This is a genomic window from Chitinibacter sp. SCUT-21 (assembly GCA_041874755.1).
GTDB lineage: Bacteria > Pseudomonadota > Gammaproteobacteria > Burkholderiales > Chitinibacteraceae > Chitinibacter.
Genome location: CP102611.1, coordinates 623,295 through 636,344 on the forward strand (window position 1 = coordinate 623,295; position 13,050 = coordinate 636,344).

The window sequence follows — 13,050 nt, forward strand, 5'->3', positions numbered from 1 at the left end:
AAGATTATTGTTGCCCAACGCCTTTTTCAGCTAGCCTTTGCACAGGCTAATTCTAGCCACAGATACACACGCAACCTACAAAGTTTAGGCAAATAGCCGTCCATTATAACACTTACAATCGACAAGCAGACAGAATGAGTGAAGGTCTAGACCCGATCCTGCAGCAAAAAGAGCAGCAACAACTTAAAACTCAACTTTTATGGCGCCTTGGCATCGCCGCCGGCGTAATTGCAGCACTACTTGGCGGCATTGCTTGGCTAGAAAAAAGCCAAGACAGCGGCGAGCCGAATGTGCAAATTCCGCAAATCGCCCCAGAACTCAACGCCGGCGAGCCCAGCAGCTTTGCCTCAGCAGCTAGCGCAGCCAGCACAGCAGAACCTAGCCCCACACCAAGCTTAAGCCCTGAACCAAGCCCTCTCCCTGAGCCCACCGCCACTCCAAGCAACAATAGCAGTGCAATTCAAAAAATTGAAAACGCTCCAAAATTTACCGCCACACCCACCCCAAGTATTAAGCCGCAAGCCAGAATAGAGAATATTACCACGGCAATACCCCTAAAGAATCCAAGCCAGAGCACCAAACCTGCGCCGATCACGCCAGCCACACAGGCATCATTGCAACAAAATAAAACACCACTCGACTATCCAGCAGCAGTAAATTCTTCTCGCGGCTACAGCGTACAGGCGGGTGTATTTTTACACTCCAATAACGCAGAAAAATTACTCGGGCAACTACAGCAGGCGGGCATTCCCGCTTATTTAGAAACCCGCGTACAAATCGGCCCATTTAAAAATAAAGCCGAGGCCGATGCGGCGGTTAAAAAACTAAAAGCACTTGGCATCACACCCATCGTGAAAACCGAGTAAGCAATAAAAAAACCGCCGATCAACGGCGGTTTTTTTATTTGAGCAGCAAAGCTTAACTACGACGCCAAGTTGTTTCACCGGCCTTATCTTCAAGCACAATCCCCGCCGCGGCCAATTCATCGCGAATGCGATCACCTTCAGCCCAGTTTTTCGCCGCTCGCGCCTCGCGACGTGCAACGATGGCTGCTTCGATTTTTTCCGCGGTCCATTCACCCTCGCTACCCACATCAGCCTGCAAAAAGGCTTGTGGATCACGCTGCAACAGACCTAGCACGGCGCCCAAAGCTTTCAGTAAACCAGCTTTTTGCGCGCCCAACTCAGTGCCCGCGTGTTTATTGGCCTCCGCAGCCAATTCAAACAACACCGCCACCGCTTCTGACGTTGCAAAATCGTCGTCCATTGCCGCTTTAAAGCGAGCAGCCAGCGGATCGTTCCAATCAATTTCCACTGCCGCAGGCGGCACTGTTTTCAGCGCGGTATACAAACGCGTTAATGCACTTTTCGCGTCGTTCAAATGCACGTCGCTGTAGTTCAGCGGGCTGCGATAATGCGCTCGCGCAATAAAGAAACGCAGCACTTCAGCGTCAAACTTTTTCAGTACGTCACGAATAATGAAGAAATTGCCGAGGCTTTTCGACATCTTCTCGTTATCGACATTAATAAAACCGTTATGCAGCCAATAATTCACATACTGCTTGCCGTGCGCACCTTCCGATTGTGCAATCTCGTTTTCATGGTGCGGAAACTGCAAATCTTCCCCGCCGCCGTGAATATCAAAATGCTCACCCAAATGGTGGCAAGACATCGCCGAGCATTCGATATGCCAACCCGGACGACCTTTGCCCCATGGCGAATCCCATTTCACTTCGGCCGGCTCGTCTTCTTTGGATGCTTTCCACAGCACAAAGTCGCGCGGGTCGCGTTTATTTGGGTCGACTTCGACGCGCTCGCCAGCGCGCTGCTCGTCAAAATCTTTGCGCGACAATTTGCCGTAGCCGTCAAAGCTCTTCACCGAGTAATACACATCACCACTGGGCGCGTGATACGCCAAGCCTTTATCAAACAATTTGCCGATAATCGCTTGCATACCACCGACGTGATCGGTGGCGCGCGGTTCGTGATTAGGGCGCTCGATCCCCAGCGCGTCAAAATCAGCGTTCATTGCGTCAATAAAACGCGAAGTCAGGCTTTGGATTGATTCGCCGTTTTCCAGCGCGCGCTTGATAATTTTGTCGTCAATATCGGTGATATTGCGCACGTGGTTCACGTGATAACCACTCTCGCGCAACCAACGCGCAACCAGATCAAACACCACCACCATCCGCGCGTGCCCGATGTGACAGTAGTCGTAGACGGTAATCCCGCAGACGTACATATTCACATGGCCAGGTGTAATGGGTTTGAAGACCTGCTTTTCGCGAGTCAGAGAGTTATGCAATGTCAGCATCGTGAGTCCACTTATATTTGCAGCAAAAATGACATTCTACCAAAGCTGTCAAGTTTGCTTGTAATTAAAGTCGCCCAAAACACCAGAAATTCGGGAAAATCGTTAGATTCATTGACGCTCTAAGCGGCTTGCAGCACAATCGATGCTGTTTTTGCAAACTTCAATAGAACAAATCATGGCATTTCACTCCGCAGAAATCTGGCTTGAATGGCGATGGCGTCGCTGAAATCGCGCCCAAACGCCCTTTTTTCATACCAAACGGAGTAAACCATGATTTCGCGCACCGAATTTGCAGACCTTGCAGCGCAAGGCTACAACCGCATTCCTTTGATTTCCGAGCTATTTGCTGACCTTGATACGCCGCTATCAGTGTATTTAAAGCTCGCCAATCGCCCCTATTCTTACCTGCTTGAATCCGTCGTCGGCGGCGAACGTTTTGGCCGCTATTCATTCATCGGCCTGCCAGCCCGCACCCGCATCAAAGTCTGTGGCAATCGCACCGAGTTGATTCACGACGATCAAGTCATCGAAACGCACGATGGCAACCCGCTCGACTTCATCGAAGCCTATCAAGCACGTTTTAAAGCTCCGCCCACCAAAGGTCTGCCGCGTTTTATGGGCGGATTAGTCGGCTATTTTGGTTACGAAACCATTCGCTATATTGAGCGCAAACTGGCTGAGTGCCCGAAACCCGATCCAATCGGCGCGCCTGATATTCAGCTATTGTTGTCTGAAGAAATAGTCGTCGTCGATAACCTTTCTGGCAAGTTGTATCTTGTTGTGTACGCAGACCCGAGCAATGAGAATGCCTTTGATGTGGCCGAAGCGCGTTTGCTTGAACTACGGATGAAACTGCGCGAACCAGCGCAAATCCCGTTCTCACTGCCTGTTGCTAGCGCTGGTGCACCCGTTTCAGAATTTGGCGAGCAGCCATTTAAAGATGCAGTCCTGAAAGCCAAGGAATACATCAAAGACGGCGACGTGATGCAAGTGGTGCTGGCGCAGCGTATGAGCGCACCGTTTGCCGCTTCGCCAATGTCGTTGTATCGCTCGCTGCGCAGCATTAATCCGTCGCCGTATATGTTCTATTACGATTTTGGCGATATGCACATCGTTGGCGCGTCACCAGAAATCTTGGTTCGCCTAGAGGACGATACTGTGACTGTGCGCCCAATTGCTGGCACGCGCCCACGCGGCAAAGATCGCGCAGAAGATTTGGCACTAGAAACAGAGCTACTGGCTGATGAAAAAGAAATCGCCGAACATGTGATGTTAATTGATTTGGGCCGCAACGATGCAGGCCGCGTCGCGCAAACGGGCTCGGTGAAATTGGTCGATAAAATGGTCGTTGAGCGCTACTCGCACGTGATGCACATCGTGTCTAGCGTGGAAGGCAAACTCAAACCGCAGCAAACCGCGATTGATGTACTGAAAGCCACCTTCCCAGCGGGCACGGTATCGGGCGCGCCAAAAGTACGCGCAATGGAAATCATCGACGAGCTTGAACCGACCAAACGCGGCGTGTATTCGGGCGCGGTTGGTTACCTTGGGTTTAACGGCGATATGGACGTCGCGATTGCACTGCGCACTGCCGTAGTTAAAAACGAAACGCTGTATATGCAAGCCGGTGCTGGCATTGTTGCCGATTCAGTACCGCAAAGCGAGTGGCAAGAAACGCTCAACAAAGCCCGCGCCGTATTGCGCGCCGCCGAACTTGCCAGCCAAGGTCTGGACGCTTAAGCGCCCACCTTCGCCACCTGCGACAAAGGAATAATCATGCTTTTAATGATCGACAATTACGATAGTTTTACCTACAACCTAGTGCAATATTTTGGCGAACTTGGCCAAGACGTGCACGTGCATCGCAACGATGAAATCAGCATTGAGCAAATCGAAGCGCTAAATCCGAAATACCTCGTGATTTCACCGGGCCCATGCTCACCGCTTGAAGCGGGCATCTCGGTGCCAGCGATCAAGCATTTCGCAGGCAAACTGCCGATTATGGGTGTGTGCTTGGGGCATCAATCGATTGGCGAAGCATTTGGCGGCAAGATCATCCACGCTAAAACGCTAATGCATGGCAAGGTATCGCCCGTTATCCATAATGATATCGGGATGTTCAAAGACATACCCTCCCCTGTGACAGTTACGCGTTATCACTCGCTAGCGATTGAGCGCGAATCATTACCTGATTGCCTTGAAGTCACCGCATGGACGGAAGATGGCGAAATCATGGGCGTGCGCCACAAAACGCTGGCGATCGAGGGCGTGCAATTTCACCCCGAATCGATCCTGACCGAACACGGGCATAAAATGCTCGAGAATTTCCTAAAAGAATGGGCGTAAAGCCAGCCCCAAGCCGACCCTAGGTCGGCTTCTTTACGACCTGAGATAAAACAAGGAATTACGATGATTACCATTCAAGCCGCACTGAACCGCCTGATCGACAATAACGAGCTGTTTTACGACGAAATGCTGCATCTGATGCGCCAGATTATGTCGGGCGAAATGACGCAGGCGCAAATCGCTGCACTACTAATCGGCCTGCGCACCAAGGTAGAAAGCGTGTCAGAAATCGCCGCCGCCGCCACCGTGATGCGCGAATTTTCGACCAAAGTAGCAGTACAAGATCGCAGCCATCTGGTCGACACCTGTGGCACCGGCGGCGATGGCGCGCATACGTTCAATATCTCCACCTGCTCGGCCTTTGTCGCAGCTGCAGCAGGCGCGAAAGTGGCCAAACACGGCGGTCGTTCAGTGTCGTCTAGCTCTGGCTCAGCCGATGTGCTCGAAGCGTTTGGCGTGAATCTCAATCTATCTGCCGAGCAAGTCGGGCAGTGTATCGACGAAGTCGGCCTGGGCTTTATGTTCGCGCCAAATCACCACAGCGCGATGAAATACGTCGCACCGGTGCGTAAAGAGCTGGGTGTGCGCACGATTTTCAACATCCTCGGGCCGCTGACCAATCCGGCTGGCGCGGATAATCAAGTGATGGGTGTCTTCCACCCAGATCTAGTGGGTATACAAGCGCGCGTCTTAAAGCAATTGGGCTCCAAGCATATACTCATCGTGCATGGTAAAGACGGCATGGACGAAATTTCGATTAGCACGCCAACGCTCATTGCCGAATTAAAAGACGGCGACATCATTGAATACGAATTCGATCCACGTGAATTGGGCTTTGAGCTGGCCGACATCAAAACACTGCATGCGAGCAACGCTGCAGAATCGAAAGCCATTATCGAAGGCATCTTGAACGGCTCGCTGACTGGCCCATGCCGCGACATCGTACTGCTGAATGCTGGTGCCGCGATTTACGCCGCCAACTTGGCGGTAACACTGGAAGACGGCATCAACGCCGCGCACGAAGCACTGGCCAGCGGCGCGGCTAAAGCCAAACTCGACGCGCTCGTTGCTTTCACGCAGGGCCTCGCCAAGTAATGGGCACGCCACGCACCTACCGCGGCAGCTGCCACTGTGGCGCAGTCAAATTTCGCATCAGCTCACCCGAAATCACCTCGGGCGTGCGCTGCAATTGCTCGATCTGCCAGCGCAAAGGTGCGCTGATGACGCCGCATGTGTATTCACCGAAAGAATTGGTGATTGAATCGGGCGCGGACCAGTTGAGCGTCTACCAATTTGGCACCGAAGTGGCAAAACATTATTTCTGCAAGGTGTGCGGGATTTATCCATTCCACCAAACCATGCGCAAAGTCGGTTACTACCGCGTCAATATCGGCTGTCTAGATGGCGTTGAGCCCCTTGAATTGCCGCAGGATGTGTTTGATGGGCGCAGTATTTAAAATTAATTTTGAGCAACGAATATGTCTGACATCTTAAAAAAAATCTGGGCCACTAAGTTTGAAGAAGTGGCTGCGGCGAAAAAACTAATCCCACAGGCTGAAATCCGCGCCCAAGCTGAGGCAAACAAAGATCACCGCGATTTTGTTGCGGCGATTCGTGCTAAGCATGCCGCCGGCAAAGCGGCGGTGATTTCCGAAATCAAAAAGGCCAGCCCGTCGAAAGGTGTGATGCGCGACCCGTTTGTGCCGGCTGAGATTGCGCCTGATTACGAAGCCCATGGCGCGGCGTGTTTGTCGGTACTAACTGACGTGCAATATTTCCAAGGCCATGCCGATTACCTGAAAGCGGCGCGTGCGGCTTGCTCGATTCCTGCGCTGCGCAAAGACTTTATGGTCGATGAATATCAGTTTTATGAGGCGCGCGCTTGGGGTGCGGACTGCATTTTGCTGATCGCCGCTGAGCTCGATGTGAAGCAAATGCAGGATTTTGAAGCGATTGCGCACGGACTGGGCATGGGCGTATTGGTTGAAGTGCACAACGCCGAAGAACTCGATGCGGCGCTGCACCTAAAAACCCCGCTGCTCGGTGTAAACAACCGCAATCTGCGCACCTTTGAAGTCAGCCTGCAAACCACGATTGATTTGCTACCGCGCATCGTCGCCGACGGCCGCATTGCCGTATGCGAAAGCGGTATTCACACAGCAACCGATGTGCAGCTGATGAAGGATCACAATGTGCACACCTATTTAGTTGGCGAAGCATTTATGCGCCAGCCTTCTCCGGGACAAGGGTTGAGCGATTTGTTCAAACCCGTCTACGGCTAAACACTAGCGCCTAGTCAGCCCGCGTATTGCTATCTATGCTAAAACATATTGTTTTGGAAAAAGCACAAGATGCTACGCTGGCTGATCAATCAATTTCTCCCCACAGCTGACGACGCGCCCAGCGTTAGTACTCGCAGCGAAACACCCCAGACCGCCGAAATAGTGCCCGTTGCCGACAAAGTCAGCGGACTATTGCGCCGCCGTGCGATTTACAATCGGCAATGGCAAATTATTGCCTATACGTTCAGCCTGCGTGATCTGGCCTATATGAGCCACAGCCCCGAACAAGCAGTTAGCCACGATGATATTTTGCTCAGCGAAATTGAACGCATTTTGGCCAATCAAACTCTCAATACCGCGATCTGGATCGAGCTTGGCTGGAAAAGCCTGCCTCTGTTGCTAAAACACCATTTTCATAAAGAGCTAACCATCATTGCGCACGGCGATATTGACGATACGGCTGAAGACGTCGATACAATGCTGCAGGCGCTGCAATCGCAGTATGTCATCGGAGCTACAGCCAAACGCTGGCATCAAACTCACCCCGGTATTGGTAAACAAATCACCTTAATTGCACTGAACGTGCAATCGCCCGATTTTGCTGTTTTAAGCCAACAGGTTAATACTTGCCGCCAGATTGCTGCGCAAGCTAAGTTATGGGTTAATGATGTAGATAGCCGAGAGGCGGCTGAGGCGTGTTTTCAATTAGGCGCAGATTTTGTTAGCGGTCGTGTATTTAATTGGCCCGAAGCGCAACAACTGGCTTTTCCCGATAGCTTTTTGCATCTGAATCGCGTGATGCAAATGGCACGGCAAAATGCGGATGCCAAACTGATTGCGGATGAACTTAAAACCGATCCGGCCTTAAGTGTACGGCTATTACGTTATGTGAATTCCGCTGCCTTGGGTTTGGCGCATTCGATCAGCAATTTGGATCAGGCGATTGTCGTTGTTGGCAATCAGCGGCTGTATCGCTGGCTGTCTTTATTGCTATTTTCATCCAAAGGCGACAGCACACTTGATCAAACCTTGCTCGAAACCGCGCTTACGCGAGCGCGTTTAATGGAAACTGCTGCAGCCACGCATTTAAGCGCCGCCGAGTGCGAGCTTTTATTCTTAACCGGTTTGTTTTCGCTACTGGATTTTTTGCTGCGCGTGCCACGCGCGGTGTTATTGAAAGAACTCAATCCTCCCCAGATTGTTATCGACACCTTATGCGGCCAATCGACTGCATTTAGCCCATTTTTACAATTGGCCGAACAAAGCGAAGTAAACTGGCCAAGCACTACTTTGCTGGAGCAATGCCAACTCACAAGTAGCGAATTTAACCGCCTGCAAATTGAAGCTACTTTGTGGACTTTATCTGCACTGGCAAGCTAGGTATTAGCATCAAAGCAATACCTAGCAATGGCATGATTCATATACCCATCAAGATTTACCGCCACCTTTACCGCTACCACCGCCATGACCGCCCCCTTCACCACCGCTGCCGCCGCTACCACCACTTCCGCTACTGCCACTCCCGCTACTGCCACTTCCGCTACTGCCACTCCCGCTACTTCCACTCCCGCTACTTCCACTCCCGCTACTTCCACTCCCGCTACTTCCACTCCCGCTACTGCCTTTTCCACTACTGTCACTGCCACTGCTGCCTTTTCCACCACTGCTTGAGCTGCCACTACTTCCCTTCGCACCATCATCGCCCTTCTGGCCGCTATTTCGGCCTGCTGAATCATCGCTTTTACCTGCGTGTTCTGTCGCAGTGCCAGATTTATGCAATTCACCTTGCTGATGCTCGGCTTCAAGGCCATGTTCGACTTCGGAGTGGCTGCTACGGTGTGACAGCGCTTTTTCACTAGCTCGGCTACTAGATACAACCGCGCCCAAGTTTAGCCCCATAGACTGAGCGATCTGCCCCCATCCCATTCCCGCACTGCGCAGCGCGGTGATGCTGGAAACGGCCAGCGCCAGCTCCGAGCCTGTTGGGTTGGTGATATTGGCTTTTTGCAAACTAGCTTGCACCAAGGCCAGCGTGTTATTCACCCCGCCCCAACCCATGCTTTTGCCGCTACCTTCAACTGTGGTACTCGTGCCAGATTTACTGGTTAGCGTAATACTTTGCCCAGTGCGCAAGCCGTTCACTAAGGCATTGGCATTGTCTTGGCTACCGGCCAATTGCGTGTAATTGCCTGCCAATGTGCTACTCACTTGCTGGTTATCTTGTTTGGACGTGATGGTATTAGTTCTTTGTGCGCTGTCATCCAAAGCATCGGCAAAAGCTGCTGAGCTCAATAGCAATAAAGAACTAAAAATCAGTGTTTTGCGCATGATGCCGCCCCCCTTATGCTCGAAGATCTTTCAGCTTAGATTTGGGGTTTTGCAATGCGTGGCTTTAACTAGATAAACGGATCAATCTGACGATTAGTGGATCGCTAATCGGTTAGCAAGATATTCTTTAGTCGCTGTTGTTGGTGTGGGCTGATGCCGAGCACTTGCTCAAAGTAACGTGTCATCGTCCCAGCCTGCTTTTTCACTTCGTGCAGCGCCGCTTTCAAATACTGCGCTTGCACGCCAAAAATCGCATGCAAAATCGCCACATCACCACCCGCGGCAACGCAGCGATCAATTAATGGTTGGTATTTGGCGATGATTTTGTCGTGGCTGGCGAGGTAATCGCGCAAAATGGTTTCGTGCGGCACGCCCAAGGCGCTGAGCAATAACACCGCAGCCCAACCGGTGCGATCTTTCCCTGCGGTGCAATGAAACAAGGCAGGGTATTGCTCGGCAGAGCATAATGAATTTAGCCAGTGAGCATATACCTGCTGTGCGGTAGGACTAGCCACTAAATCACGATACAGCGCCAACATCATTTGTTCGGCGCCACCATTACCCAAATGCTGCTGCATCAGATCTGGATTTTCGAGCATTTGCACCAAATCAAACGCCAGCGTTTGCTCGGTGTCCGCCAGCACATTGAGCCAGTAATTTTCCACGCCAACCAGATGCGGGTCGGGATGGCGCACTTGCTCGCCATGCGAGCGAAAATCCCAGACGCTACGCAATTGCAATTTTGCTTGCGCTGCTTCTACGCTCACTTCGGGCAAGCCATACCACTGCTCGCTGCGGTAAATCAAACCGGATTTCACTGTGCGGCCATCGGCAGTTTTTAAGCCGCCCAGATCGCGTAGATTATTCAGACCGGCAACTTCGATCTCTCGGCTTTTCGGCTTTTGCGTTTGGCGACGCTGGGCAAAAAAACCGCTTAATAAATGGGCAGCCTCGTGCTGGCAAACACCAGCTTCGATTTGGGTTTGGTGGTTCAGTTGGGGATTAGTAAAGACATTCAAAACACTGCCTGCAGCGCCAGTTTTCGGGTCAGACGAGGCATAAACAACGCGCTTGAGCCGAGAATGCAAAATCGCGCCAGCGCACATAATGCAAGGCTCAAGCGTGACAAACAGCTCGCACTCGCTCAAGCGATAATTCCTCAGCTCGCGCGCTGCGGCGCGAATCGCTAGCATTTCGGCGTGAGCACTCGGGTCGTGCGTCGCAATTGGCTGATTGTGCGCACGCGCGATGATTTGGCCTTGATGGACCACCACTGCGCCCACCGGTACTTCGCCTAAATGGGCGGCTTTTTGCGCTTCAGCGAGCGCTGCCTGCATAAATTCAAGATCACTCATCGGTATCAAATGCCTTTAACAAGCCGCCTATGATACCGCCAAGCGATTGCGCTAAGCCAACATCTCAGCCGCGTGCTGCCGTGTGGTGTCGGTGATTTCCAACCCGCCGAGCATGCGCGCGATTTCTTCGATGCGCTGTTCATGGCTTAATTGTGCAATGCTGCTGTGCACGCCGTCTTTGGCCTGTGCTTTCGCCACTTGCAAATGCTGTGCGCCGCAGGCTGCCACTTGCGGCAAATGCGTGATGCACAAGACTTGCCGGCTCGCCCCCAATTCAGACAATAAACGGCCGACAATCTCGGCTACACGCCCGCCAATACCGACATCAACCTCGTCAAAAATCAGTGTCGGAACGTTCGCTACTTGGCTGGTGACCACTTGCAGCGCCAAGCTAATGCGCGACAATTCACCACCCGAAGCTACTTTTGCCATTGGGCGCAATGGTGACGCAGGGTGATTGGCGGTTTGTAATTCAATTTGCTCTAGACCAAACGCCGCAGGCTGCGTTTGCTCGATCAGCACCACTTCGCAGCGGCTACCCGACAGCGCCAGTGTTTGCATTTGCTCAGTAACGAGTTTGGATAAAGTTTTAGCCGCTTTCGCGCGTTTTTTCGATAGCGACTCGGCTTGTTGGCGGAACGCCGCTTCTGCGTCGATCACTTGCTTGCGCAAAGCATCGAGCCCTTCTTCGCCGCCCAATTCAGCCAAGCGCGCCTGCCACTCGGATAGTTGCTCAACCAACATCGCAGGATCAACGCGGTATTTGCGCCCAGCGCGGTATAGCGCATCCATACGCGCTTCAACGTCGGCCAAACGATCGGGGTCAAGTTCAAGTTTATCGGCGTAGTGGCGCAGGCTGGATACCGATTCAGACAATTGCGCTTCAGCACCAGCGAGCAATTCCAGCGTTTCATTGATTGCTGGGTCGTACTGCGCCAGTTGGCTCAAACGATGCGCGACGGTGGCCAGCCAGCTTTGACAATTCTCATCGCCATCCGATAGCGCACTCAAACCCGCTTGCACGCCGTCGATCAGGCTGGCGGCGTGGTGCAAGCGCTTGTGCTCGGCTTGCAATTCCGGCCATTCATCTGCGGCAATCGCTAGGCCGCCGATTTCATCAATTTGCCATTGCAAACGTTCGCGCTCGGCTTCAAAACGATCAGCATTTTGCTCGGCCGATTGCAACTCGTTCGCAAGGCTGTGCCAATGTTGATAACGCTTAGCAACATCACGCGCCAAGTTGGTCGCACCCGCATAAGCATCGACCAATTCGCGCTGCGCGTCGTGGCGCAATAGCGATTGATGCGCGTGCTGGCCGTGAATATCGACCAGCCATTCGCCGACGGCTTTAAGCTGGTTTAAGGTTGCGGGGCTGCCGTTAATGAAAGAGCGCGATTTGCCGCTGGCGTCGATAATGCGGCGCAGCAGCAATTGATCGCCTTCATCGCTAAAGCCCTGCTCGGCAAGCCAGCTAGCCACTTGTGGCAGATCACTCGTGCCAAACTCGGCGGATAACTCAGCCCGCTCGCAACCATGACGCACCACACCCGCATCGGCACGCTCGCCGAGCAGCAAACCGAGCGCATCGATAATGATCGACTTACCCGCGCCAGTTTCACCGGTCAGCACCGTTAAACCGTTGGCAAAATCCAGATCGAGTTCACGAACAATGACAAAATCGCGTAAATGCAAAGCAGACAGCATGGAGCGGAACGCCTCAATAAGAACGAACGTTCACTATAATTGAGCCTCATATTTATCGCAAGCAACATGCCACTCAGGAACTATAAAGACACATGCAATATGTATTATTTGTTGCTCATTACGTCAGCGATTCTGCCAGAACTTAATTTGACTGGGCCTACAGCATCTGGACGTTCTAACTTTATTACTTCCAACTGTTTATTTATTGAATCAATTTCGAATTGAAGATCATTCATATTTCTATGATTAAAATATTCGCTTTCATCATAAATCTTGCAATTTTCAAAGAAAGGTTTAATTTCATCAAATAGCTGGATAACATCACGATGCGACTCCGCCCCTGCAAACTGCGTTTTGACAAAATTACTAAGCAATAACTTTTCCCCTGCAACTAAATACAAAGGCTCTCCCATCTCATGAAAATACAAGACAATGCCTTTATATGGGCCTGAATTATTACTGCCTTCTATTTTTTTAAGCAATCCAGCACTGACTGATTCAATAGATCTGAGTGATTCTGCATTAATTTCTTGTACGCGCCATCCTTTTGAATGGGCATATGTAGATGCATGTTGAATTAAACCATTCCGAGACTCAACACTCTTTAATTTCCCAGAATAGTGAATAGTAATCCCTGCGAACGAAAAATTACTCGCAATGCATAAAAACAAAACGAGAAAAACGCCTTCCACCTTCTTTAACATTTTCATCAACTAATACCT

At 51.6% G+C, this 13,050-nt stretch carries 12 protein-coding genes; 7 read left to right on the top strand and 5 right to left on the bottom strand.

Annotated elements, in window-relative coordinates; translation table 11 throughout:
* Positions 1-134 precede the first annotated feature (134 nt).
* The gene (locus NT239_02905) at positions 135-866 is read left to right on the top strand and encodes an SPOR domain-containing protein (protein XGA71807.1); all 732 of its coding nucleotides are present in this window, start codon (positions 135-137) and stop codon (positions 864-866) included.
* 52 nt (positions 867-918) lie between these two features.
* On the opposite strand, the gene cysS is transcribed toward NT239_02905, so the two are convergent.
* On the bottom strand, positions 919-2,313 hold the full coding sequence (gene cysS, locus NT239_02910; GenBank protein ID XGA71808.1) for a cysteine--tRNA ligase: 1,395 nt from the start codon (positions 2,311-2,313) through the stop codon (positions 919-921).
* A gap of 270 nt (positions 2,314-2,583) precedes the next feature.
* Here cysS and trpE point away from each other — a divergent pair, with 270 nt between their 5' ends.
* The 6 genes from trpE (at position 2,584) to NT239_02940 (ending at position 8,321) form a co-directional block, all read left to right on the top strand.
* A complete protein-coding gene (gene trpE / locus NT239_02915; GenBank protein XGA71809.1) occupies positions 2,584-4,053 on the top strand; it encodes an anthranilate synthase component I in 1,470 nt (489 codons plus the stop codon).
* Positions 4,054-4,089: 36 nt separating this feature from the next.
* Positions 4,090-4,659: an aminodeoxychorismate/anthranilate synthase component II gene (locus tag NT239_02920; protein ID XGA71810.1), complete on the top strand. Its 570-nt coding sequence runs from the start codon at positions 4,090-4,092 to the stop codon at positions 4,657-4,659.
* A gap of 63 nt (positions 4,660-4,722) precedes the next feature.
* Positions 4,723-5,754, top strand: a complete 1,032-nt coding sequence (trpD, locus tag NT239_02925; GenBank protein XGA71811.1) for an anthranilate phosphoribosyltransferase — start codon at positions 4,723-4,725, stop codon at positions 5,752-5,754.
* Positions 5,754-6,116, top strand: coding sequence for a GFA family protein (locus NT239_02930; protein ID XGA71812.1), 363 nt, complete (start codon positions 5,754-5,756; stop codon positions 6,114-6,116). Before trpD ends, NT239_02930 begins: the two co-directional genes overlap by 1 nt.
* Before the next feature lie 21 nt (positions 6,117-6,137).
* Entirely contained in the window at positions 6,138-6,941 is an 804-nt protein-coding gene (gene trpC / locus NT239_02935) for an indole-3-glycerol phosphate synthase TrpC (GenBank protein XGA71813.1), read from the top strand.
* 69 nt (positions 6,942-7,010) lie between these two features.
* Positions 7,011-8,321 (top strand): HDOD domain-containing protein, encoded by a 1,311-nt coding sequence (locus NT239_02940; protein XGA71814.1) that lies wholly within the window; start codon positions 7,011-7,013, stop codon positions 8,319-8,321.
* A 48-nt stretch (positions 8,322-8,369) separates the two neighbouring features.
* Here NT239_02940 and NT239_02945 read toward each other — a convergent pair whose 3' ends face one another.
* The 4 genes from NT239_02945 to NT239_02960 all read right to left on the bottom strand — a co-directional run bounded on the left by NT239_02945 (position 8,370) and on the right by NT239_02960 (position 13,038).
* Positions 8,370-9,269, bottom strand: a complete 900-nt coding sequence (locus tag NT239_02945) for a hypothetical protein (GenBank protein XGA71815.1) — start codon at positions 9,267-9,269, stop codon at positions 8,370-8,372.
* A gap of 104 nt (positions 9,270-9,373) precedes the next feature.
* Positions 9,374-10,624: a tRNA adenosine(34) deaminase TadA gene (tadA, locus tag NT239_02950; protein XGA71816.1), complete on the bottom strand. Its 1,251-nt coding sequence runs from the start codon at positions 10,622-10,624 to the stop codon at positions 9,374-9,376.
* Positions 10,625-10,675: 51 nt separating this feature from the next.
* Positions 10,676-12,328: a DNA repair protein RecN gene (recN, locus tag NT239_02955; GenBank protein XGA71817.1), complete on the bottom strand. Its 1,653-nt coding sequence runs from the start codon at positions 12,326-12,328 to the stop codon at positions 10,676-10,678.
* 104 nt (positions 12,329-12,432) lie between these two features.
* Entirely contained in the window at positions 12,433-13,038 is a 606-nt protein-coding gene (locus tag NT239_02960; protein ID XGA71818.1) for a hypothetical protein, read from the bottom strand.
* Between the last annotated feature and the right edge of the window lie 12 nt (positions 13,039-13,050).